At 67.1% G+C, this 24,182-nt stretch carries 20 protein-coding genes; 10 read left to right on the top strand and 10 right to left on the bottom strand.

Translation table 11 applies throughout. The features are described 5' to 3' along the window. The first annotated feature begins 219 nt into the window (after positions 1-219). Positions 220-3,657 (top strand): amino acid adenylation domain-containing protein, encoded by a 3,438-nt coding sequence (locus ACFYO1_RS33770; protein ID WP_387240163.1) that lies wholly within the window; start codon positions 220-222, stop codon positions 3,655-3,657. A 105-nt stretch (positions 3,658-3,762) separates the two neighbouring features. Beyond that, positions 3,763-4,644, top strand: coding sequence for an aspartyl/asparaginyl beta-hydroxylase domain-containing protein (locus ACFYO1_RS33765; protein WP_387240160.1), 882 nt, complete (start codon positions 3,763-3,765; stop codon positions 4,642-4,644). A gap of 78 nt (positions 4,645-4,722) precedes the next feature. Here the strand turns inward: ACFYO1_RS33765 and ACFYO1_RS33760 are convergent, their stop codons facing one another. After that, positions 4,723-5,085, bottom strand: coding sequence for a VOC family protein (locus ACFYO1_RS33760; protein ID WP_387240157.1), 363 nt, complete (start codon positions 5,083-5,085; stop codon positions 4,723-4,725). Positions 5,086-5,265: 180 nt separating this feature from the next. Here ACFYO1_RS33760 and ACFYO1_RS33755 point away from each other — a divergent pair, with 180 nt between their 5' ends. Further along, on the top strand, positions 5,266-5,796 hold the full coding sequence (locus ACFYO1_RS33755; protein ID WP_387240154.1) for a DUF1697 domain-containing protein: 531 nt from the start codon (positions 5,266-5,268) through the stop codon (positions 5,794-5,796). 9 nt (positions 5,797-5,805) lie between these two features. On the opposite strand, the gene ACFYO1_RS33750 is transcribed toward ACFYO1_RS33755, so the two are convergent. After that, positions 5,806-6,600: an SDR family NAD(P)-dependent oxidoreductase gene (locus tag ACFYO1_RS33750; RefSeq protein WP_387240151.1), complete on the bottom strand. Its 795-nt coding sequence runs from the start codon at positions 6,598-6,600 to the stop codon at positions 5,806-5,808. 123 nt (positions 6,601-6,723) lie between these two features. Here ACFYO1_RS33750 and ACFYO1_RS33745 point away from each other — a divergent pair, with 123 nt between their 5' ends. The 4 genes from ACFYO1_RS33745 to ACFYO1_RS33730 all read left to right on the top strand — a co-directional run bounded on the left by ACFYO1_RS33745 (position 6,724) and on the right by ACFYO1_RS33730 (position 10,195). Continuing rightward, positions 6,724-8,028: an NtaA/DmoA family FMN-dependent monooxygenase gene (locus tag ACFYO1_RS33745; RefSeq protein ID WP_387240148.1), complete on the top strand. Its 1,305-nt coding sequence runs from the start codon at positions 6,724-6,726 to the stop codon at positions 8,026-8,028. Between the two features lie 70 nt (positions 8,029-8,098). Continuing rightward, a complete protein-coding gene (locus ACFYO1_RS33740) occupies positions 8,099-8,560 on the top strand; it encodes a MarR family winged helix-turn-helix transcriptional regulator (protein WP_387240145.1) in 462 nt (153 codons plus the stop codon). After that, positions 8,557-9,393, top strand: coding sequence for an ATP-binding cassette domain-containing protein (locus ACFYO1_RS33735; protein WP_387240142.1), 837 nt, complete (start codon positions 8,557-8,559; stop codon positions 9,391-9,393). The genes ACFYO1_RS33740 and ACFYO1_RS33735 overlap by 4 nt, the downstream gene beginning before the upstream one ends. Then, a complete protein-coding gene (locus tag ACFYO1_RS33730) occupies positions 9,353-10,195 on the top strand; it encodes an ABC transporter permease (RefSeq protein WP_387240139.1) in 843 nt (280 codons plus the stop codon). The genes ACFYO1_RS33735 and ACFYO1_RS33730 overlap by 41 nt, the downstream gene beginning before the upstream one ends. A gap of 3 nt (positions 10,196-10,198) precedes the next feature. Here the strand turns inward: ACFYO1_RS33730 and ACFYO1_RS33725 are convergent, their stop codons facing one another. The 7 genes from ACFYO1_RS33725 to ACFYO1_RS33695 all read right to left on the bottom strand — a co-directional run bounded on the left by ACFYO1_RS33725 (position 10,199) and on the right by ACFYO1_RS33695 (position 21,000). After that, the gene (locus ACFYO1_RS33725) at positions 10,199-11,659 is read right to left on the bottom strand and encodes an aldehyde dehydrogenase family protein (protein WP_387240136.1); all 1,461 of its coding nucleotides are present in this window, start codon (positions 11,657-11,659) and stop codon (positions 10,199-10,201) included. 128 nt (positions 11,660-11,787) lie between these two features. Beyond that, positions 11,788-13,140 (bottom strand): cytochrome P450, encoded by a 1,353-nt coding sequence (locus tag ACFYO1_RS33720; protein ID WP_387240133.1) that lies wholly within the window; start codon positions 13,138-13,140, stop codon positions 11,788-11,790. 122 nt (positions 13,141-13,262) lie between these two features. Continuing rightward, positions 13,263-15,014 carry a hypothetical protein gene (locus ACFYO1_RS33715; RefSeq protein WP_387240132.1) on the bottom strand — a complete coding sequence of 584 codons (1,752 nt, stop codon included), beginning with the start codon at positions 15,012-15,014 and terminating at the stop codon, positions 13,263-13,265. Positions 15,015-15,142: 128 nt separating this feature from the next. Further along, entirely contained in the window at positions 15,143-16,936 is a 1,794-nt protein-coding gene (locus ACFYO1_RS33710; protein WP_387240130.1) for a hypothetical protein, read from the bottom strand. 423 nt (positions 16,937-17,359) lie between these two features. Continuing rightward, on the bottom strand, positions 17,360-18,535 hold the full coding sequence (locus ACFYO1_RS33705) for a mandelate racemase/muconate lactonizing enzyme family protein (protein WP_387240128.1): 1,176 nt from the start codon (positions 18,533-18,535) through the stop codon (positions 17,360-17,362). Continuing rightward, on the bottom strand, positions 18,535-19,869 hold the full coding sequence (locus ACFYO1_RS33700) for a cation:dicarboxylate symporter family transporter (RefSeq protein ID WP_387240126.1): 1,335 nt from the start codon (positions 19,867-19,869) through the stop codon (positions 18,535-18,537). Before ACFYO1_RS33700 ends, ACFYO1_RS33705 begins: the two co-directional genes overlap by 1 nt. A 15-nt stretch (positions 19,870-19,884) precedes the next feature. Then, positions 19,885-21,000, bottom strand: a complete 1,116-nt coding sequence (locus ACFYO1_RS33695) for a mandelate racemase/muconate lactonizing enzyme family protein (protein WP_387240123.1) — start codon at positions 20,998-21,000, stop codon at positions 19,885-19,887. Between the two features lie 133 nt (positions 21,001-21,133). Between ACFYO1_RS33695 and ACFYO1_RS33690 the strand changes: the two genes are divergently transcribed. From ACFYO1_RS33690 to ACFYO1_RS33680, 3 genes are all read left to right on the top strand, one after another. Continuing rightward, positions 21,134-21,823: an FCD domain-containing protein gene (locus ACFYO1_RS33690; RefSeq protein ID WP_387240120.1), complete on the top strand. Its 690-nt coding sequence runs from the start codon at positions 21,134-21,136 to the stop codon at positions 21,821-21,823. Between the two features lie 64 nt (positions 21,824-21,887). After that, positions 21,888-22,514, top strand: coding sequence for a LysE family translocator (locus tag ACFYO1_RS33685; protein WP_387240116.1), 627 nt, complete (start codon positions 21,888-21,890; stop codon positions 22,512-22,514). A gap of 336 nt (positions 22,515-22,850) precedes the next feature. Then, on the top strand, positions 22,851-23,396 hold the full coding sequence (locus ACFYO1_RS33680) for an EF-hand domain-containing protein (protein ID WP_387240113.1): 546 nt from the start codon (positions 22,851-22,853) through the stop codon (positions 23,394-23,396). On the opposite strand, the gene ACFYO1_RS33675 is transcribed toward ACFYO1_RS33680, so the two are convergent. Continuing rightward, positions 23,376-24,101, bottom strand: coding sequence for a L,D-transpeptidase family protein (locus tag ACFYO1_RS33675; RefSeq protein ID WP_387240110.1), 726 nt, complete (start codon positions 24,099-24,101; stop codon positions 23,376-23,378). The two genes, ACFYO1_RS33680 and ACFYO1_RS33675, sit on opposite strands and share 21 nt — an antisense overlap. Positions 24,102-24,182 lie beyond the last annotated feature (81 nt).

Genomic DNA, 24,182 nt, shown 5'->3' with positions numbered 1-24,182 from the left:
ACCGATACTGTGCGAGTGTTTGGGGGAAGTCCGACAGAAACCACACACTATTCACCGTATCTCGGGGTGACTTGCCGGCTCGCCGCACCGACAACGCGGCGCTCGAGACTCGCGACGGTGCACTGCCCCGATGGTCGAGCGCACCCCTTCGGCCCACGACCCCCCGCGGACGACGGCCGCGGACGGCGCTTGCCGAGGCGATAGGAGAGGAACGGGGAGATGATCGAGCAACGAGACGACACCGCCGACGCCCTACAGCAGCGACTGGCCGCCCTCAGCCCCGCGCAGCGGGCTCTCGTGGAACGCATCATGGCCGACCGCGGCGCGGACCCGACCGGGACCATCCGCCGGCGACCGGCCGACCTCACCCACATACCGGCGTCGTTCGAACAAGAGCGCCTCTGGTTCATGAACGAACTGTTCACCCAGCGCCAGATCTTCAACGTGCCCACCGCTTTACGGCTGCGCGGCCCGCTAGATGTCGAGGCGCTGCGCCGAGCCGTCGCCCGGGTGGTCGAGCGGCACGAGGCTCTGCGCACGGTACTCGTGCTGCGGGACGACAACCCCTGCCAGGTCGTGCTCGACCGGATGGACGTGCCGCTGGTCGTGCATCCGTTCCGGGATCTGCCCGACCCGGCGCAGGCCGCGCGGGACCATGCCTCGGCGTCGGTGGGCGAGCCGTTCGACCTGCTCACCGGCCCGCTGCTGCGCTGCGACGTGTACGAGATCGGCGCCGACGACCATCTGTTCCTCCTCGTGCAGCACCACATCGTTTCCGACACTTGGTCTTTGGGCATCCTGCTCACCGAGCTCGGCGCGTACTACTCCGGCGAGTTCGGCAGGCCGGTCACCCTCGCGCCGCTCGACGTGCAGTATCCGGACTTCGCCTACTGGCAACGGGAAATCCTGGACAAGCAGTCGCTCGAGCGCCAGCTCGACTTCTGGCGGACCCAGCTCGCGGGCTACTCCGGCCTGCTCGAGTTGCCGACCGACCGTCCGCGGCAAGCGATTCGGACCTCGCAGGGCAGGTTCTGCCCGATCGAGTTCTCGGTGCCGCTCAGCGCGGCCGCGCGCCGGCTGGCGAAGGAGAACTCCGCCACGCTCAACGTGGTCTTTCTCGCCGTCTACTTCGCGCTGCTGTCCCGGCTGACCCGGCAGCAGGACCTGGTGGTCGGCGTGCCCATCGCCGGCCGCTCGCAACCCGCGCTGCAACAGCTGCTCGGCTACTTCCTGAACTGGCTGCCGGTCCGCGTCCGGCTCGACGACCGGCCGTCCTTGCGGCAGCTCATCCAACGCACACGAGACGTGTTCGCCGGCGCGCTGATCAACCAGGATCTGCCCTTCGACATGCTGGTCCGGGAGCTGTCCCCGGCCAGGGTGCCCGGCGTGACGCCGGTGTTCCAGACCTCGTTCAGCCTGCGCGATGCCGCGCCACGGCCGCCGGACCTGCTCGGGCTGGACGTCGACTTCGCCGAATTGGACGGCGGTGTAACGCATTACGACCTGATGGTCGAGCTGTGGTGCGAAGACGACCGGGTCATCGGATACTTCCCGTTCGACGACGCGCTGTTCGACGAGTCCACCATCGAGACCTACGGCCGCTGGATGATCCGGCTACTGGAGGAGGGAACAGCCGACCCCGATCGCCCGTTGTGCACGGTGCCGCTGCTGACCGAGGCCGAGCGCGACGATCTGGTCGGCGATCGCAGAACCGAACTCGGCACGGTCGATACCGCGCTGCACGAACGGTTCCGCTACCAGGCCGTGCACCGGCCGGACGCGATCGCGGTGTGCGATGAGAACACTCGGCTGTCCTACGCTGAATTGGACCTGCGGTCCGACCGCCTGGCGAATGTCCTTGCCGGCCATGGGGTCAAGCCTGGATCGATCGTCGGCCTCCTGGTCGATCGAACCGTAGACCTGCCGACAGCCGTGCTCGCCGTGCTGAAATGCGGTGCGGCGTATCTGCCTATCGATCCGGACAGTCCGTCTAGCCGGATCTCGATCCAGTTCACCGACTGCGCGGTGAGCGCGGTGCTCGTCGCGCCCGAGTTCACCGACCGGCTCCCGGATACCTCGGCTCCGATCATCGGGTTGGACTGGCGGGCAACCGAACTCGCGAACGCACCGACCGATGTGGTGAGCGCGGTCGTGCCGCCGTCCGCTCCCGCCTACATCATCTACACCTCCGGATCGACCGGCACACCGAAGGGCGTGGTGGTATCCCACGCCAACGTGCTGCGGCTATTCACCGCGGCCGAGCACGTGTTCGACCTCGGCGAACGCGACGTCTGGACGTTGTTCCACTCCTACGCCTTCGACTATTCGGTCTGGGAGCTGTGGGGTGCGCTGCTGCACGGCGGCCGGGTCGTGGTGGTTCCGCAGTGGCTGACCAGGGTGCCGGACGCGCTGCTGGAGTTGCTCGCGCGGGAGGAGGTGACGGTGCTGAGTCAAACCCCCTCCGCCTTCGCCCAGCTTGCCCAGGTCGCGGTCGACCGATCGGTCGAGCTGTCGCTGCGCTACGTCGTATTCGGCGGCGAGGCACTGAACTTCGCCACCCTGCACGAGTGGTTCCGCACCTTCGGTGACCGCGAGCCGGAGCTGGTGAACATGTACGGCATCACCGAAACCACGGTGCACGTGACCTTCCGGCGACTGTCCGGCGCGGACGCCGACCAGTCCGGGTCCTTGATCGGCCGGCCACTGCCGGACCTGACGCTGTATCTGCTCGATGACGAGCTCGAGCCGGTGCCGCCCGGCATCCCGGGCGAGATCTTCGTCGGCGGCGCCGGCGTCGCACTCGGCTACCAGCGCGCCCCGGCCATGACCGCCGCGCGCATGCTGCCCGACCCGTACAGCTCGCAGCCCGGCGCCCGCATGTACCGCAGCGGCGACACCGCCATCCGCCGCCGCGACGGCGAGCTCGCCTATCTAGGCCGCGCGGATCACCAGTTCAAGATCCGCGGCCACCGGGTGGAACTCGGCGAAACCCATTCCGCGCTGGTGCAATTGCCGGAGGTCGCGCGGTGCGCGGTGTTCGTCGCCGACGACCGGGTGGGCACCAAGGCCTTGATGGCCTGCGTCGTCCCCGCCGAAGATCAGGCGCCGACCCCGACCCAGCTGCGGCGCGCGTTGCTGCGCACCCTGCCCGACTGGATGGTGCCCACCGCCATCCTGGTCCAGGACGAACTGCCGCTCACCAGCAACGGCAAGATCGATCAGCGCACCCTCGCGGCACTGCAACGCACCGAGGCGAAGTCGCGCGGTTCGATGGCGCCGCCGGAGGGCGAGACCGCCATCGCGCTGGCGGCCATCTGGGCGGACATGCTCGGCGTCAACGGGATCGGCGCCGAGGACAACTTCTTCGAGCTCGGCGGACATTCGCTCATGGTCGTCCAGCTGGTGTCACGCATTCGCACCGGCTTCGGCCTGGAGGTACCGATGGAGACGCTGTTCCTCCACTCGAACCTCCAGTCGATGGCCGACCTGCTCGGCGAGCTCGACCAGGACGCGCCCGGCGGGCTCGAGGTCGACGACGACAACTGGATCGCGAGTTTGCCGGAGGCCGAACTCGACGCGCTGCTGGCGGCGATGGCCGGCAATTCCGCGTCGCCGCCCGAGGCCGGGAACGGAGAGGTGGACACGACGATTGCGTAGCCGGTTCGGCCTCGGCGGGATTCGTGCATCGGTAAATCACTGATCGGGACTTCTGTATCGACACTTCTGTATCGATGGAGCCTCGAATTACACTAGGGAAGGCACATGCGGTCACATATCATTGCTCGTATCGACCTGGACGAGGATCGTTTAGCGTCCGATCTGGACTACCTGGCCGGCGTGCCGCGGGTAGAGGAGAAATACGACGAATTCTCCTCCGGATATTGGAAGAATATCTCGCTGGCCAACAGCAGCGGACTCACCGACGACACCGAATACCGGGACATCGAGGGCGCCGCGATCACCACCGACCACGGACGCAAGACCACCTACCTCACCGAATTGGTGGAATCGGTCTTCGACCGCAACCGGGTCAAGATGGTGCGCGCCCGCAATCTCATCGATGCCATGGTGCTGCCACATCGCGACTTCGTCGAACTGGAACGCGACAACGACAACTACTTCCGCACGTTCATGGTGCTGGAGGACAATCCGGAGGCCTTCCACTCCGACAGCGACCACGTCTTCCGGATGCGGCCGGGCGAATTGTGGTACCTCGACGCGGCGGCGGTGCATTCGGCGGTGAATTTCTCGACGGTGTCCCGTCAATCGATCTGCGTCGATTTCGTCTTGGACGCGGACCGGGACGAGGCGGCGATCTTCCGCGAGCGCGGCACCTACGACCGCGACGCTCAACCGGAGATCCGGCAGCGGCGGACCTTCACCGGCGCGCACGAGCAGCGACTGCTCGGGTTGACCCCGGTGGTGGATCGCCGCAACTTCAAGGACATCCTTTTCCTGCTCGCCAAGGTCCACTTCGACTACGAGGTACCGGCCGAGAAGACCTACGAGTGGCTGCTGCGGATCTGCGAGGGCACCGGCGACAAGTATCTGGCGGCCAAGGCCGCCGAGATCAGCGAGTACATGGTCGACGCCAGGGCGCTCGGCGAACGATTCTCCATCAACGACTGGGCGTTGACCGGGTAGCGACCGGTTCGAGGCCGCGAAGTCATGCCGGTGGTGGCGTGCCGCTCGGACACCCACCACCGCACGAGGCCCGCGGCGCTACTTGACCGGCAGCTCCTGGACGGCCCACTCGTTGCCGTCCGGATCGGCGAAGTAGACGAACCTGCCCCAGCTCAGTTCCTCGACCGGGTTCACGTCCACGCCCGCGTCCAGCAACTTCTTGTAGGCGTCATCGGCGCTGGCCACCACGATGTGGACGCCGCGGACGCTGCCGGGTTCGCCCTGCGGCATGCCTTTGCCGAGGCAGATGGAGCAGGCCGAGCCGGGCGGGGTGAGCTGCACGAACCGTAGATCACCCTGGGCATTGTCCTGATCGAGAGTGAAACCGATCTTCGTGTAGAAGTCCTTGGCACGATCCACGTCGGTCACCGGGATCGCGATGAGCTCGATTTTCCAGTCCATCAGCCAAGCATCCCATCGGGTACCGACAAAGTCATAGTTTCCATCCAGCAACATCGGCGTTTCGCGGCGCGTCGCTCGCCGGCGACTGTCCGCCGCACCCCGGCCGGTATGCGTTGGCGGTCAACGACTTCGGTAGCCGAATCGTGACATCCGGACTGCGTTTCGCGTAAAATCCGGCCCATGCAATATGTCGTTCTGCTCAGAGGCATCAATGTCGGCGGCAAGAATAAGGTCAGCATGGCCGACCTCAAAGCAGCCCTGGAAGAGGGCGGATTCACCGATGTGAAAACCTACATCAATTCCGGCAACGTATTGGTGAAGAGTTCGCTGTCGACCGCCAAGGTGAACGACTCGGTGGAGAAAATCATCAAGGACACCTTCGGTTTCAAGGTGGACGCCGTCACCCTCACGAAAACCGCGTACAAGAAGATCACCGACGCCTTGCCGGACAACTGGGTCCACGGCAAGTCGATGGGCTGCAACGTGATGTTCCTGTGGGCCGACATCGACTCCCCCGACATCGTCGAGAAACTGCCCGCCAAGGACGGAATCGACACTGTGAAATACGTTCCCGGCGCGATCCTCTGGGCCTTCGACGGCAAAGATGTCAACAAAACCGGCATCTCCAAACTGGCCGGTCCCGGCCCCTCCCAGCGCATGACCATCCGCAACTGCAACACCGTCCGGAAGATCGCGGGCATGCTCGATTGAGCGAGCCCGTCAAGGCAGGATCGAGTCGATGTAGCCGCCGTCGACGCGGACAGCCCCGCCGGTGGTCGCGGAGGCGAATTCCGAGCTGAGGTAGACGACCATGTTGCCGATTTCGGTGGGCTCGATCAGGCGTTGGATCAACGAGTACGGGCGGTGCTCCCGCATGAACTCGCGTTGCGCGTCGGCCCACGGCAATTCGTCGCCGACCAGCTCGCGCACGAAATCTTCCACGCCCGGCGTATGGGTCGGGCCCGCCATCACCGAATTGACGGTAACCCCGGTTCCCGCAGCGGCTTTCGCGTAACCACGGGTCACCGCGAGCAGCGCGGTCTTGGTGGTGCCGTAGTGCACCATCTCGAGCGGCGTGACCACCGCCGAATCGCTGGCGATGTTCATCACCCGGCCGAAACCGCGAGCCATCATGCCGGGCAGGTACATCCGGATCAGCCGGACCGCCGAGAGCACATTGACCTCGAAGTAGCGCCGCCATTCGTCGTCATCGATCTCGAGCACCGGTTTCGCTCCGAAGATGCCGAGGTTGTTCACCAGAATGTCCACCTCGTCGGCCGCTTCGTGCAGTATCTCGGCGCCCGCGGCCGACGCGAGGTCTGCGGCGACCGCGGTGACGACGGCGTCGGGCACCTCGTCGGCGATCGTCGCGCACGCGGCCTCCGTTTTCGCCCGGTCCCGTCCGTTTACGATCACCGCGGCACCCGACCTGGCCAGCTCGGTGGCGATGGCCAGCCCGATTCCCTGGCTCGAACCCGAAACTATTGCGCGTCGTCCCGATAGATCGATGTGCATGCCTCGATGGTGCCGCACGCGGCCGGGCAGGTCGTCCCGACGCGCGGAGGATTACCCGACGCGATTTCGTTCACGCCGAGGGTAACCATCGCGGCCCGCGACCGGGCACCCTAGCGTCGAAGGGTGGGTGCTACACGGCGACGGCCGCTGAAAACCGTTACTGGAGTGAGTGGTTCGACGGATATCTACAATGCCGCGCTGGATCCGGGACAATCCACGCTGGCCTCGGCCGTCGAGATCGCGAAACTCGCCGAAGCCGACAAGTTCGACGCGCTGTTCGCGGCGGACCTGCTCAGCTTCGGGAATCAGGGCGCGATCGGCGCGCAGGAGCCGCTGATCTTCGTGTCCGCGCTGAGTTCGGTCACCACTCATATCGGCCTGATCGCCACCGTGACAACGACTTTCCACCACCCGTTCAACCTGGCCCGCCTGTTCGGCACGCTCGATCACGTCAGCAACGGCCGCGCCGCGTGGAACGCGGTCACCTCCTCGGTCGGCGAGGAGAACTACGGCGACCAGGATTTGCCGTCTCCGGAGCAACGCTACGCGCGCGCCGCGGAATCCCTCGAGATCGTCAACGCACTGTTCGACAGCTGGCACCCCGGGGCCCTCACCTCGGACGGGAACGGCGGCGCGATCCTGAACGCCGACCTGGTCCGGCCGATCGACCACGCGGGCAAGCACTTCACCGTCCGCGGCCCGTTGAACATCCCGCCGCTGCCGCAGCGCCGCCCGGTGCAGTTCCAAGCCGGCCAATCCGAGGCCGGCATCGAACTCGGCGCGCGCTTCGCCGAGGTGGTCTTCACCTCGCTGCCGACCCTCGACGACGCCATCACCTACACGAAGAAGATCCGCACCCGCGCCGCCGAATTGGGCCGGGCCGACGGCCTGCCCTTGATCATGAGCTCGTTCCACACCACCTACGGCTCCACCGAAGCCGAAGTCCGCCAACTGGTCCGCGAACGAGACGAGGCCACCGACTTCGACGCGGGCCGCCTCGCGCTCGCCGACATGCTCGGCGGCGGCGTCGATCTGACCGACCTACCGCTGGACAAACCGATCCCGGAACACCTTCTCCCCGAAGTGAACTCGGTGCACCGACGCCGCGGCCGGGTCGAGATCTTCAGCGGCTTCGCCCGCTCCGGCAAAACGCTGCGCGAGCTGATCATCGCCGCCAAGGACACCGGCCACTGGGCCGCCGCGGGCACTCCCGAACAGCTCGCCGACGCCATCGCCGAACGCTACGACGCGGGTGTCCTGGACGTCATCAGCCTCGGCGGCCTCGCCCACCCCCGCACCCGGGACTTCCTGCTCAACGGCCTCCTCCCAGAACTGCGCCGCCGCAACATCGTCGGCACCGACTACGTAGGCGACACCTTCCGCGACAACCTCGAACTCCCGCCCTTGCCCCCGCACGCCGGCGCCTGACCGGCCGGCGCCAGGCCTGCCGATGCAACGCGCCCTGGATTTAGCTCTGATTCAGAGCTAATATGGCGGTGTGGAGGAAGCGGAACTGGTCGGGCGGCTGATGAGCACGTTCGGCCGTTTTCGCAGGCAGCTGGCCCGCCTGGTCGGGCGATCCTTCGATCAACCGGGGGTCAGCGCGGCGCAGGCGGAGTTCTTGCGCCTCGTCGGCCGCAACCCGCACATCTCGGTGAAGGCGGCGGCCGTCGAATTGGGGCTCGCCCCGAACAGCGTGTCGACCTTCGTCACCGCGTTGGTGAAGGCGGAACTGCTGGTCCGCGAACCGGATCCGGCGGACCGGCGCGCGACCAGGCTGAGCCTGCCCGGTCCGGTCCAGCGATCCGTCGACGAGACCCGCAGGCGCAGACACGATCTGGTCGCGACCGCGCTGGCGGAGCTGACCGCCGCCGAACGCGCGGAGCTGATCCGCGGCCTGGAGGTCGTCGGCAAGCTCACCGGGATCCTGCACGAACACGAACAGAGGACGCGCAGATGAGATCGAATTCCGTTGCCCCACCCGATAACTCCCCGGCAGTCGAATGCAGCGGCCTCACCCACCGCTACGGCGAGCACACCGTGGTGGACCACCTGGACCTGCGCATCGATCGAGGCGAAGTGTTCGGCCTGCTCGGCCCCAACGGTGCGGGCAAGACCACCACGATCCGCCTGCTCACCACCCTGATGCCGGTCGAGGAGGGCACGGTCCGAATCCTCGGCTTCGAGGGCGGCCGCCGCGACATCGATATCCGGTACAACCTCGGCTATGTCCCCCAGCAACTTTCGATCGAGGGTGCGCTCACCGGCCGGCAGAACGTCACCTGGTTCGCCCGGCTGTTCGACGTCCCGCGCCGGGAACGCGCCGCCCGGGTGACCGAAGTGCTGGCCGCCATGGACCTGCTCGACGTGGCCGACCGTCTCGCCTCGAGCTATTCCGGCGGCATGGTCCGCCGGCTGGAACTGGCCCAGGCCCTGGTCAACCGCCCCGCCCTGCTGGTCCTCGACGAACCCACCGTCGGCCTCGATCCCATTGCCCGCGACAGCGTCTGGGATCGCGTGCGCGAGCTGCGCCACCGGTTCGGCACCACGGTCCTGCTCACCACCCACTACATGGCCGAGGCCGACCTGCTCTGCGACCGAGTCGCCCTGCTGCACAGGGGAAAGCTGCAGACCGTCGGCTCACCCGGCGAACTCAAGGCCGCCCTCGGCCCCGATGCCACCCTCGAAGACGTCTTTCGCCATCACGGCGCCGACCTCGACGAGGACTCGACCACCGAAGGAGGGTTGCGCGGTGTCCGAAGCACCCGCCGTACCGCTCAACGCGCCGGCTGACCATCCACCTCTTCGCCTGGCGCCGCACGGCCTCGCGCGGCTGCTCACCCTCGGCTCGCGCATCGGCACCTTCGCCCTCGTCGAGCTGCAGAAGCTGCGCCACGACCGCACCGAACTCGTCACGCGCGCAGTGCAACCCGCGCTGTGGCTGCTGATCTTCGGCACCACCTTCGCCCGGCTGCACACCATCCCCACCGGAAACATGCCCTACCTGGACTTCCTGGCGCCAGGCATCATCGCGCAGTCGGCGCTGTTCATCGCGATCTTCTACGGCATCATGCTGATCTGGGACCGGGACGCCGGAATCCTCAACAAGCTCATGGTCACCCCCACACCCCGCGCCGCGCTGATCACCGGCAAATGCTTCGCCGCCGGCGTTCGCGCCGTCTCGCAGGTGCTGATCATCGTGGTGCTGGCGCTGATCATGGGCGTGCACATGACGATGAACCCACTGAAGCTGATCGGCGCGGTGGCCGCGGTGCTCCTCGGCGCGTCGTTCTTCGCCTGCCTGTCCATGACGATCGCGGGCCTGGTGGTGAAGCGCGATCGCCTGATGGGCATCGGTCAGGCGATTACCATGCCGCTGTTCTTCGCCTCCAATGCCCTCTACCCGCTGGACCTGATGCCGGCCTGGTTACGCGTGATCAGTCACGTGAATCCGCTCAGCTACGAGGTCGACGCCCTGCGTGGCCTGCTCGTCGGCGGCACCTACCACCTCTGGCTCGACCTCGTCGTCCTCGTCGTGTCGGCGGTCCTCGGAATTGCCTGCGCCGCGTCTCTTCTCGGCCGACTGACCCGATAGCGCTCAGCCCGGGAACTGGGCGTGCCGGGTGAGCAGCGTGATCCAGCGGGTATTGGAGAACGCCTCGATACCCCAGCGGCCGCCGAACCGGCCGTAACCGGAACCCTTGACCCCGCCGAACGGCGCCTGCGGTTCGTCCCCGACCGACTGATCGTTGATATGCACGATGCCCGTCGTCAACCGGTGGGCCACGCGCAGGCCGTGGGTGAGGTTCTCGGTGATCACCCCGGCGGACAGCCCGTTCTCGGTGTCGTTGGCCTTGTCGGCAGCCTCCGCGTCGGTGCCGAAGGTGTCGATGACGCACACCGGGCCGAACGACTCGGCATGATACAGCTCCGCCTCGCGCGGCACCCCGGTCAACAACGTCGCGGGATGCTGCGCACCGTCCGGAACACCGCCACCGGCAAGCACTTTCGCGCCCCGGCCGACGGCATCCGCGATCAACCCGGCGACCCGCGTGGCCGCGGCCGCACTGACCAAGGGTCCGACCACCGTGCCCGGATCCTCCGGATTGCCCGCCGGGAGCCCGGACACCGCCGCGACCAGCTTGCCGGTGAACTCCTCCGCCACCGACTCGTGCACCAGCAACCGATCGGCCGACATGCAGATCTGTCCCGCGTTGGCACACATCGAGAAAGCCGCGGCCTGCACGGCGTAGTCGACATCGGCGTCGGCAAGCACTATGACCGAGTTCTTGCCGCCCAACTCCAGCACCGCGGGCTTGAGATGTTGTGCCGCAAGGGTTCCGATCATGCGGCCGACCTTCGTCGAACCGGTGAAGTTCACCGCCCGCACCCGCTCGTCACCGATCAACACCCGCGCGACCTCGGCGGCGTCGGACACATCGTTGGTCACCACATTCAGCACGCCGTCCGGCAAGCCGGCCTCGCGCAGGATATCGGCGATGAACAGCCCGCTCGACAGCGGCGCGGCCTCACTCGGCTTGAGCACCACGGCATTTCCGGCGGCCAGCGCGGCGGCGACCGCCCGGGTGCCGAGGATGACCGGCGCGTTCCACGGCGCGAACGCGGCGACCACCCCGAGCGGCTCGCGCACCGCCAGGCCGAGCGCGCCCGGCTGCTCGGCGGCGAGCACCTCACCCCGCGGCGCGGTCACCGCCGCGGCGGCCTCACGAAACATGTTGGCGCCCAGCGACACATTGAATGCCGCCCAGCCGAAGGTGGCGCCGGTCTCGCCGGCCATCGACGCGACCGCCTGCTCGAGCCTGGCGTCGAGCAGGTCGGCGGCATCGAGAAAGATCTTGCGCCGCGTGAACGGACTCGACGCGGCCCACTGCCCCGCCGCGGCGGCCGCGGCAGCCACCGCGGCGGCGACATCGGGGACGGAGGCGGCGGCCACCGTCGCGTACACGTTTCCGGTATGCGGGGTGATCACCTCGGCAGTCCGGCCGCCCTCGGCCGGAACATCCATGCCGCCGATCAGCAGCCCACGCGCAATGGTCATGATTCCTCGATTCGATTCCGCGCCCAGCACCGACGCTGCCGCACCCAACGCAGTACCGCAAAACCGACCGGCAGGGCGGCCGAATCAGGGAAATGTGGCGCGCTCGTCCAAACAGAGCGCAGTCCTATCTATGACCGCCGGCGCCGGTACCGCACCCGGCACGGCTGCTGCAGCTGCACCACCATCTTCGAGTGATCGTTGCGGTAGGTATCCGACGGCTGCGCCAACTCGAACTCCCAGTCCCGCAACAGAATCGAGAAGATCGCCTTCAACTGCATCAACGCGAACGGCGCCCCTACGCACCGATGCCGGCCCGCCCCGAACGGAATCCAGGTCCACCGATTGGCGATGTCCTCCTGTCGCGGGTCGAGATATCGCGCCGGATCGAACGCGTCCGGCTCCGGAAAGTCCGCCGCGATGCGGTTGGAGATGGCAGGCGTCGCGGCGACCATGTCCCCCGCCGCGATCCGATGCCCGCACACCTCGAACTCGTCCCGCGCGATCCGCATCAGGATGATCAGCGGCGGATGCAGCCGCAACGTTTCCTTCAGTGCCGCTTCGAGATTCGGAATCTGCCGCAGGGCATTGTGGCTGACTTCCGATCCGTCGGCGTACAACTCGTCGAGTTCACGCACCACCGAACCCAGAACCTCCGGATGCCGCAACAATTCGATGATCGTCCACGCCGCGGTTCCCGAGGTGGTGTGATGCCCGGCGAACATCATCGAGATGAAGATCCCGGTGATCTCGCTGGCCGAGAACCGGAGCGCGCCCTGCTCGTCCCGGACCGAGATCAGCACGTCGAGCATGTCCCGATCCCCCTTGCCGGCAGGCGGTTTCGCCGCCCGCCCGTCCATGATCGCCTGCACCAGCTCGACCAGTCGCACCCGTGCCGCGTCCCGGCGACGGAAGCTCTCGATCGGCGCGTACGGATCGACGTAGGCGAGCGCGTCGGTTCCCTGCTCGAGCTCGTGATACAGCCGCGCGAACCGCCCGTCCAGCTCCGCGCGGAACTTGCGCCCGATCAAACACGACGACGACGTATAGATGGTCAACTCGGCGAAGAACTCCAGCAGATCGATCTCCCCCGCGTCGCCCCATCCCGCCAGCATCCGATCCACCTCCGCGGCGATCGTCGCGGCGTGCCCGCGCATGTGATCCGCGCGCAGCGCCTGGTTGTGCAGCATCTCCTTGCGCCGCTCCGGACTCGCGTCGAACACCACGCCGTCACCGAAGATCGGCTTCATGAACGGGTAGGCCGCACCCTGATCCAGTTCCTCGTCACCGGCCCGGAAGAAGAACTCGTTAGCGTCGGCCCCGGACAGCAGAATGACATCCCGCCCGGCCAGCTCGAACGCGCCGACATCTCCGCATTCGGCCCGGACCCGCCGCATCAACGCGATCGGATCGCTGCGGAACTCCTCCAGATGCCCGTGCTCGTCGGCTCCCCCGGACACTCGCTGCGGCTCGACCAGTGCCATCGGCAATCCTTCCCAGATCACATGCCCGCACTCCAATTGGACATGTGTCTGGACAGTACACCGAAAGGGGCGCGCGGCGACGGCACTTCCGCCGAAATGCCTGCGCCCCTTCGGCGATCACCTCACGGCTGGGTCAGGAAATTCGCGATCAGACTGCTCGCCATCTCCGGCATCCCGTTGTTCTGCCGTTCCGCGGCGGTCACCACGTCGTAGTGGCGGTAGCCGGGAATGATCTTGGCGTTGGCGGGCAGGATGCCGGCGTAGCCCGCGTTCTGCAACGGCGAGTCACCCGAGAGCAAGGTGAGGTTGCGCCTGGCCGAGGGCGTGCTCTGCCAGCGATCACCGTGCAGCAGGAAGTTCAGGACGCCGCCGCTGCGGTTCTGCAACTGCCGCAGCTCACCGTCGCGGCCGAGGCCGAGCGCGAAGATCGTGTCGGTGACGATCCGCAACGGGGTGTACTCCTCGAAGAAATCGGTGGGCTGCCCGCCGGGGTTCATCGCCCTGGCGAACTGACGAATGTCGGTGACCTCGTGGTCGCGGTCGGTCGGGTTGCCCCGGACCGGATCGATACCGTCGATCGTGGAAGCGGGCATCTGGTCGTAGTTCTTCCAGCCGCACAGCTGATGGTGATCGACCGGGGTGTAGTTCTGGCCGTAACCGACCCGCAGCGGAATGATGAACAAGGTCGGTCCGAGGATCGGCACCGAGGCGAGCCCGTTGGGAATCGGGTAGGTCTTGCCGACCGTCGGGCAGTCGTAGTATCCCATCCCCGCGTGCAGGACATACTCCGCCGAGTTCTGGTCGAACAGCATGCCAAGGGCCGCGGTGTTGGTGAGCCGGAAGTCGCGCGGCAGATTCCGGCCGGTGAACAGGTCCAGATAGTCCTTGCCGTAAAAGGCCCGCATCCACGGTTCGGTGCGCAGATCCGCCGGCACCAGCGTCTTCAGATCGCTTTCGCCGTCCGGGTTCTGGTCCGCGGCCATGCCGGCCAACTGATAGGCGTTCATGATCTCGCTCGCCGCGAGCACCGGCCATTGCGCGACACCCAGACCGTTCTTCAGCAACCAGTCCACGCCGTTCTTCACCGCGCCGCCGACGGCGGAAAAGAACATGTCCAGCGGCGGCGCACCGGCGAACCCGACCGGGTCGGTCATCGCGAACCCGTCCTCCGGGACGATGCCGCCGCCGCACAGGTTGAAGCCCGCGTCCTCGGTGGTGGCCGCGTTCTGGTCGAAATCCCACGCCATCATCGGCCCGGTCAGGAAGGCGCCCAGCGAGTGACCGCCGCAGAAACTCTTGGTCCTGGCGCCGGGATCGGGCAGCAGATACTCGATCACCACCCGCCAGTCGTCCATGGTCAGCGCCAGGCCGTATTCACCGAGATAGTTCAGGTCCTGCGGGGTCTGGTAGCGGTAGGACTTGCCATCGATCGCTTTACCGCCGAAGTAGTAGTCCGCGGCGACGTGATAGTCCCGCGCTTTGTCCGCGGCTTCCCATCCGGTGCGGTCCTCGGCACAGTTCGCCCGGCGATCCAGCGAGATGTACTCGACGAACTTGCCGGTCGCCGCGGCCTTCCGAACCACCTGCGGGCCTTGCGGATTCATGTTCGCCGCACCCGAGAAGGTGCCGGGCTGCACGGTCAGCACCGCATCGGCGTCGGCCGACTGCTGCGGCCCCTGCTTCGACCGATATCGCACGAACGAGATCCAGTCGCACGCTTCCGGATGTGCCATCGTGGAGTACGGGCTCGGATAGTGCAGCCGGACATACGTTTCCTCGACATCGTCGCCGAGCGCCGGATCACCGGTCACCGGGCTGACCTCCACCCGGTCCGGCCCCACCGAAAACGCCGGCGCGGCAGTCGATATGGGCACCGCTAGCCCGGCGACGATCAGCATTGCCGTGATCGCCGACGATATCGCCGTGGCCGGCCTCACTCCGATTCGACTGGTGAGCCGCATCGCTCCCTGCTTTCCGGTCTGCGTTGTTCGGTTAGGTGTTGTCATCCAAGGGTTTTCACGAAGTCGGCCAGGGTCTGTGCGCTGGGGTCCGGCTTGCCGTCGTTCTGCACCCGCGCCGCGCCGATCGTGTCGACGTGGCTGTAGCCCGGCAGGGTGACCACCTGCGCGGTGGGCGGCGCGGGTACGACGATGCCGACCCCCTGCTGCACGAAACCGTCACCGGCGTAAGCGATGTAGCTGGGCTTGGTCCGCGCCATGTTGTGGTAGCGCAGGTTCGTCAGGTCACCGCTGCGCGCGCCGCCGTAGCCCGCGCCGATGTCGACGAACAGCCGAGCCGGAAAGTAGGTCTCCCAGTACGCGTAAGGGCCGCCGGTGCCGAGTTGTCTTGCCGCGTCGCGGATATCGGAGGCCTCGTGATTGGGCGAGGTGTACGGCACGCCTCGGACGTCGTCGTAGTTGCGCCAGGAGTAGAGCGCGTTGCGATCGGTAGGGCGAACGCGCGGCTGTGGGCCGGCGATCGCGCGCAGGAATCCGCCGAGCAGCGGCACCTGGGTGACCGAACCCGGCACCGGGAAGCTCTTCTCCGACACCGGTCCACCCGTCAGCGCGCCCACGCCCTGCTGGAACAGCGCGAAGTTGCCGGAGTTGTTGTCGATGAACTCGCCGAGCAAGGCCGTGTTGGTGAACCGGAACTCGCGCATACTGCCGGAGCCGTCCGCGCCGTTGGTGACGAACGAGGTCAGCGACCCGGAGAACATGAAATCGAGCGTGGCGTCGATATCCAGATCATGCGGAAGATGCGCCAGCAGTTGGCTTTCCGCGTCGGGTTCCAGATAGGCGGCGAGCCCGGCCAGCCGATAGATCATGAACGATCGCGCGCCGATGATCGGCACCGAGACCAGCGCGCGCGGCAGCACACCGACATTCGCGACGGCCTTGACCACATCATTGGCCGGGCCGACTATCGCGTTGGTGAGATCGTGCAGGAACGGCGTGTTCTGAATCGCCACCGGATCGGAGGTGATCATCGTGTCCTGCGCGGCGAACGCGGCGCACTGGTTGTAGCCCGCGTCGCTGGTCGTCGCCGGGTCGCCGTCGAAGTCCCAGTCCGCGAAGAACCCGGTGACCAGGCCGCCGAGCGAGATCCCCGTGCACACGTACTTGTGTTGCCGCACAGCCTGATCCGGGATCTCCGCGAGCATCAGCTCGTACTCGTCGCGAATGACCCGTTCCATGCCCATGGCGTCGAGCACGGCCAGATCCGGCGATTCCTTGAAGCCCGGGAACACCTGCCCATCGATCGGCTTGTGATTGAAGTAGTAGTCGACCGCGTCGAGGTAGTTGCCGGTCCGCAACGCGTAATCGAACCCGACGGTCTCGTCCAGGCATGAGCTACGCCGCGCCAACGCCCAGAACTCGACGTTCTGCCCGGACGCCTTGGCCGCGACCACGGTGTTCGCGGCAACGCTGTCGTTGTTCACCGCACCGCCGATCGCACCGGGCTGCTGCACGATCACGTGGTCGGCATCGACGGAATTCTCCGGACTGCCCACGGCGCGGTAGCGCAGATATCCGGCCCGATCACACGCCGCGGGATGTGCCGGCCCGCCCGCGGGCAGCGGCAGCAGGTAGCTCACCTGCGAGACGATCACGTCGGCGCGCGTCTCCAGCACCCGCTCCTGCCGATCGGTCGCGATGCCGACCGGCACCGGCTCTGCGGCCGAAGCGGCCCCCACCGGCGTCAACATTCCCGCGACCGCCGTCGCGGCCGCCAGCAGAACCGAACAGCGCAGTCCCTCGCGGACCGAGCGTCTCCAGCGTGTACCCGATGCCACGGATCGGCTCCTCTCGTGTGTCCCGAACGGCACGACACCAGCCCGGAACTATCGACGGCGTCGTCTGCAACGAGCACACCACTGCGACCCAGACAGTCACCATTGACATAAACGAGAAAGTTTCCGACCGGCAGTAGTGCACATGCACGGCGTCTCAACCAGGCGAAACGGACGCGATTCGGCCCGAATGCGATTCAACCATCGCAGAGTAGTACGGCCGCGGAAAGGATCCTTGATAGGGATGGACCGCTGCGCCGCAACAAGTTCGGCGCGCGAGCAGACGACGGCTCCGGTGTGTGGCCCGCCCAACGGAAGGTCGATATGCCGCTGGGCGGGCCACTTCCCCGTACACCCAGGGACGCCGCCACGTCCACATGGGCCGCGTTGATCTTAACCGGTCCGCGGCCGCATGGCGGGGAAGCGCTACCCCGTGTGCAGCGCCCGGAAGACTCGGTGCAGTTCAGCCTTGTCTTCGAAGCCGATGCCGGGTGTGTCGGTGAGCCGCAGCCGGCTGTGCTCGATCACGGCGGAGTCGGCGAAGCCGCCGGTGGGCTGGAACTCGCCGGGATAGGACTCGTTGCCGCCGAGCCGCAGCGCCGCGGCGATGTGCAGGGAGAACTGGTGACCGCCGTGCGGGATGCACCGGCGCGACGACCAGCCGTGCTGGCGCAGCATGTCCTGGATCCGCAGGTATTCGACCAGGCCGTAGCCCAGCACCGGGTCGAACTGGAGGTAGTCGCGGTCGGGGCGCATGCCGCCGTAGCGGATGAGGTTGCGGGCGTCCGGCAGCGAGAAGAGGTTCTCGCCGGTGGCCAGCGGACCCGGGTAGCGCTCGGACAGCGTCGCGTGCAGGGCGAAGTCGAGCGGATCGCCGGGCTCCTCGTACCAGAACAGGCCGTACGGGGCGAGCGCACGACCGTAGGCGAGCGCGGTGTCGAGGTCGAATCGGCCGTTGGCGTCTACGGCCAGCCTCGATCCGTCACCGTCGAGCACCTCGAGCACGGCCTCGACCCGTTTGACGTCGTCGGCCAGGCTCGCGCCGCCGATCTTCATCTTGACCACGTCGTAGCCCTGGTCGAGGAAGCCGCGCATCTCTTCCTGGAGCTGGGTCAGCCCCTTGCCCGGTGCGTAGTAGCCGCCGGCGGCGTAGACGAACACGTCCTCGTCCGGTGCGCCGAGGCCGTAGTGCTGGGTGAGCCATCGGTACAGCGGCAGCCCGGCGAGCTTGGCCGCGAGATCGAACAGCGCCATGTCGACCACGCCGACCGCGACCGATCGCTCGCCGTGCCCGCCCGGTTTCTCGTTGCGCAGCATGACGTTCCACGCCACCGCCGGGTCGATGGCGGCACCGTCTTCGGTCAGCAGTTCGTCCGGGTCAGCCTGCATCAACCGCGGAATGACGCGGCGGCGCAGGATCTCTCCCGCGCTGTAGCGGCCATTGGAGTTGAAGCCGTAGCCGACGACCGGTTCACCGTCCCGGATCACGTCGCTGACCACCGCGACGATGGAACAGTCCATCGCACTGAAGTCGATGAACGCGTTGCTCATCGCGGAACTGATCGGCACGACACCCTCGTGAATGGCGACGATTCGGGGCATTACTGTTCTCCTACTGGTGTTTTCGGGCGAGACAGCCCGATGGTCCGGGCGGCGAGTTCACGGTCGAGGCCGTCGGGTTCCCACCGCGCGACGACGACGGTCGCGACCGCGTTGCCGAGGACATTGGTCAGGGCGCGCATCAGCGAGAGGAAGCGGTCGACCGAGAGGACGAGCGCGAGTCCGGCGACCGGCACCAGGCTGGTCGCGGCCACCGTGTTGGCCAGCGTGATGAACGCCGAACCGCTCACTCCGGCAGTGCCTTTGGACAGCACCAGGAAGATCAGGAACAGCCCGACCTGGTCGCCGAAGCCGAGCGGGATGCCGTACACCTGGCCGATGAAGACCACGCAGATCGGCACCACCACCGCGACCCCGTCCAGATTGAAGGAGAATCCGGTCGGCACCACGAGACCGATCACGCTGCGGCGGCAACCGACCTGCTCCAATCGCCGCATCAGTTGCGGCAATACGGCTTCCGAGGACGACGTGCCGAGCACCACCGCGAACTCCTTGCGCAGCACCTTGATCAGCCGCCACAGCGAGAAGCCCGCGAGCAGCGACACCCCGCCGAGGATCACGACGACGAAGACCCCCAGGGCGATCGCGGAGACCGCGACCAGCTTCATCAGTGCGGTAAGGGTTTCCGGCCCGTACTTGCCGACCGTGGCGGCCACCGCGCCGAAGGTGCCGATCGGCGCCAGCAGCATGATCAGGCCGATCATCCGGAAGAACACGTCGCCGAGCTTGGCGCAGCCGTCCACGATGGACTGGGAGATCCGGTCCGGCAACTTGATCAGCGCGACGGCGAAGAGGACCGCGAAGATCAGCACCTGAATGATGCTGCCGGTGGCGAACGCGTTGACCGCGTTGTCCGGCACCATCTTCGAGAGGAATTCGCCGAACGAGTTATGTTCCGCGCCGCCCTTCACATAGCTGGACAGGTCACCGGAGGCGTGCGCGGGCGGCGCGACCCCGGCGCCGGGCCGCAGCAGGTTCACCGCGAGCAGCCCGAGCAGCATGCCCACCGTGGTGACGATCTCGAAATAGATCAGCGCCCGCGCCGCGATCCGGCCCACCGCCTTCATCCCGCCGGTCGCGACGATCCCGGTGACCATCACCAGGAACACGATCGGCGCGATGAGCATCTGGATCAGCGCGATGAACGCCTTCGCGATCGGCTGCAGGGCGGCCGCCGCGTCCGGCGCGACGACGCCGAAGATCGCCGCGAGGACCGCCGCGACCAACACTTGGAAGCTCGTGTTGGTGGCCAGCCTGCGCCATCGGGGATGCGGCGACGTCGACTCCGGGGTGGCCGCGATTGCTGTGTCGCTCATGGGAATCGCCGCACATCACCGGTCACGGACAAGGGTGTCGCGCAATGCCGCGCGATCGACCGTCAGGCCTAGACCGGGCCGGTCCGGAACGGTGATCCGCCCGTTCACCGGTTTCGGCGCGTCCGGGAACAGCAGCTCGCCGACCTGGACCATGCCGAGGTGCCATTCGAGAATCCAGCCGTTCATCAGCCCGGCCAGCGTGTGCAGATTGAACAGCGGCCAGCCGCCGCCGTGCGCGAGCGGCAGGTTGTAGATCTGCGCGAGATGCGCGGCCTTGCGGGCCTCGGTGAAGCCGCCGCAGTAGCAGACATTGGGTTGCAGGATGTCCACAGCTTGCCGCTCGACCAGCTCGCGCAGCCGCCACCGATGCCCCTCCATCTGGCCGGCGGCCAGCGGAATCCTGGTGTGCCGCCGCAGATCCGCCAGCGCGCGGGCGTCGTTCTGGTGCAGCGGCTCCTCGAACCAGGTCAGGTTCGCGTCCTCGACGGCGCGGCACAGGCACGCGGCCTCGGTCGGGGTGAACAGGTAGTTGGCGTCGATCATCAGGTCGATGCCCGGGCCGACCGCGGCGCGGACCGCGTGGATGCGCGCCGCGTCCTCGCGCCAGCCGCCCTGGTCCACCGCCACCACCAGTTTCAACGCGGTGACGCCCGCGTCGAGTTGCAGTCGCGCTGCGGCGCAGAGGGTTTCGCGGTCGTACTGGGGGAAGCCGAACGTCACGTACACCGGAACCTCGGTACGCGCGCCACCGAGCAGGCTCGCGACCGAGCGGCCCACCGCCTTGCCCTGGATATCCCACAGCGCGATGTCCAGCAGCGAAAGGGCGCTCGACACCACGCCCGTCATGGCACGCGGATTCAGGGTTCGCCAGACCCGCTGATGAATGGCTTCGACTTCGCGCGGATCCATCTCGAGCACCGCGGGCAGGAAGTGCCGCTCCAGCGCGACCACCACCGCCCTGGCCAGGAAGTGCCCGGTCAGGGCGACGCCGGTCAGGCCCTCGTCGGTCTCCACCTCGCAGAACACGAACTCGCGCTGCTCTTCCCGGCCGTAACCGCTGACCCGCTCGCTCAGCAGCGGCACGTCGATCGAGGTCGTATGCACGCTGGCACGGATGTCTTTGATCTTCATTCCGTCCTCCTTCTCACTTCTGGACGGTGAGGTGAGTCTGCGCGCGCGAATCGTCAACTGTCAACGATTTGCAATTGACTGTCGACTATGCGACACTGCGGAGCTGTTGACGAGTGCGGGCAAGGGAGCGACGGTGACGACCGAACAGACGCAGGCGATGACCGCGCTGCAGCGGCGAGTGGCCGAACATCAGTCCAGCTCGCTCCTGCAGGTGATCGCCGAGGAACTCGAGCGGCTGATCATCGCGGGCGCGCTCAGCGGCGGCGACCGGATCAACGAGTCCTCGCTCGCCGCGCGGCTCGGCGTCAGCCGCGGCCCGGTGCGCGAGGCGCTGCGCCAGCTCGAACGCGGCAAGCTGGTCGAATTCCGTACCAACAGAGGCATGTTCGTGCGCGAGGTCTCGGTCGCCGAGGCCGCGCAGCTCTACGACATCCGCGCCGGTCTGTTCGGCCTGGCCGGCCGCCTGGCCGCCGAACGTGTCACCCCCGAGCAGCTGACCGAGTTACGCGCCAAGGTGGAACAGCTACAAACCGCCGTCCCGTCGGTAGACGACTACTACCCCCGCAACGTCGACCTGCACCGCACCCTGGTGGCCCTGTCCGGCAACCCGCGCCTGGCTGATCTCTACGACGACGTCTCCAAGGAACTGCACCTGTTCCGCCGCCACGGCCTCGAATCCGACGCCGCCCGAACCGTTTCCAACTGCCAGCACGGCGAGATCCTGGACGCCATCGCCGTCGGCGACACCGCGACCGCCGGCCGGCTCGCGGAGGCCCACATTCTGTCCGGCAAAGAGCGCATGCTCGCCGCACTGCACGACTGAGCCGCAGCTACCCCGGAAAATCCGGCTGTCCGGCCGGCATCCGGGTCGCTAGGGTGTCGAGGTGATGTCAACTGCGCAGATGCTTGCCCTCGGCGGCGTGATCCTGGTGGCCGCCATGGCACCGGGACCGGACTTCTTCATCGTGACCCGGAGTTCGGCGCTGTCCGGCCGCCGCGCCGGAATGGCCTGTGCGGCAGGGATTGCCGGCGGGGTCTTCCTGTGGTCGGTGGTGAGCGCGGTCGGTGTCGCTGGACTCCTGGCGGCGTCGGCGCTGGCCTTCACGATCGTCAAGCTCGTCGGCGCGGGCTACCTGATGCTGCTCGGCGTCCGGGCGCTACTGGCCGCGCGCCGCGGCGGCTACGAGACGACCGCCGACCTGCCGACCGGCGGACCTAGCGCGCCGGCCGCCTTCCGCCAGGGCCTGCTGACCAACCTGCTCAACCCGAAGGTCGCGGTCTTCTTCCTCGCCCTCCTCCCCCAGTTCGTCCCCGCCGCACCGACCGTCACCGACACCATCTCCCTCGGCGCCATCGCCGCCGCCGTCTCCCTGATCTGGTTCTCGGTGCTGGCCAACGTGGTCGACGCCCTGCGCGGCTTACTCGCCAAACCAGTCGTCCGCCGCACCCTCGATACCGTCATGGGCACCATCCTGGTCGCCTTCGGCGTCCGGATCGCCCTCCAGAGCAACTAACACCGGCCGATCGGCGCGTCCGGAATCGGCGTCTGCCGTAACACCGGCCCATCGCTGATCCGTGACGCCCCGCCGCCGGCAAACGACCGCCGGCCTGGCCGTGATCGTTACGCCGACACGACGGCCGACACGCCGACCCGGCTGTGGCGGGCGGTCGTAGGCACGCGAAAACCGTACCGGCGCACGAGGTTCAGGCGGACAATCGAGTTGTTCTTCGGTGGGACCGCGGCTTTCGGTCCCGCGACGGGTGTCTGCGCCCGCTCGGGTTCAGCACCCACTGCTACCACCTGGCGATCCACGACCGGGCGAACCTCGGTCAGCGAGAAGGACAGACTCATGGCAGATAGTGCGAAGAATCGGAAGTTCAACACCGTCTTCGACTGGTTCGATCAAAATCGGGACGGCTATCTCTCCGCGGATGATTTCCATCAGATGGCCGCGTTGTTCACGGCCTTACCGGGCGGGGACGCCCCGGAGAACGCGAAGGCCTTGCACGACGCGTTCGACAAATGGTGGAGTCTGCTCCAGACCGGGGGCGACAGCGACGGCGACGGGAAACTCGATCGGCAAGAGTTCATCCAGGTCATGGAGTCGAGCGTGACCGCACCGGAGAACTTCGAAGACGCGGTCCTGTCCATCGCCGATGCCTTCATGCGCATCGTGGACACCAATGGCGACGGCTCGCTCAGCTTCGACGAGTACGTCCGAATGTATGACGGCCTCGGCATCGATCCGGCGCATTCCAGCGACGCGTTCCGCCGTCTGGACCGCGATGGCGACGGTGCGCTCAGCTACGCGGAATTCCGCACCGCCATCACCGAGTTCTACCTCAGCGACGACGAAAACGCGCCGGGGAACTGGCTACTGGGTCCGCTCGGCTGACGGGTCCCAGCGCTGCGCGATCCGTGCCAGCTCGTTGTCCGGGCCGAGCACGATACGCGGGGTCTGGGCAGGGTCCAGCCAGCGCAGCACACGGAGCAGGTCGGTGCGGGCGAGGGTGACGCAGCCGGAGGTGTCGCCGGATCCGTTGACGTGCAGGAAGATTGCGCTGCCCGCGCCGGGGATCGGCGGGACGTTGTAGGTGATGAAGGCGAAGTAGTCGTATTGCGGTGTGGTCTGCCAGAGGGCTTCGCTCGCGCCACCGGGATCGGTGCCGTGCTGAAAGGTGTTGTAGCCGAGGGATGCCGGGTTCGCGTTCCACCAATCACCGTCGACGAGCCGGTGATACGGATACCGGGTCCCCGGGTCGGGTCGGATGCCGTAGACGGTGGGGCCGAAACCGTACACGCCGGTCGGCGTCGACGGCACCGATTCCCGGTGGTGGTCGCTGAACCCGTCCGTGCCGATCCTGGCGACCATCGCCGGAAAGACGCTCTGCCAGGCGCCGTCGACCCTCTCGAACGTCTCCACCGTCGCCCAGGTCGTCGCGGCGACCGGCGTGTGCACTACGACCACCTGCGTCGTGACGGCCGGCACGGCGTGCAGCACAGCCGTGAGCTCGACACCCGAATCCCCGCACGCCGAACTCGTCGTGACAGCGGCGACCAGCGAAACCACCAGCCCGGCGACGCACTGAGTAGCGGCCATGACCCGACGCTACTGCGGCGCGCCTCGCTCGAGCGGGCGGCGCACGGGGCGCTGACCAGATCGTGTCCGTTGCCCGAGGCA

The organism is Nocardia sp. NPDC006044 (assembly GCF_042871115.1).
Classification (GTDB): Bacteria; Actinomycetota; Actinomycetes; order Mycobacteriales; family Mycobacteriaceae; genus Nocardia.
This window is presented reverse-complemented; position numbering and strand designations above follow the sequence as displayed.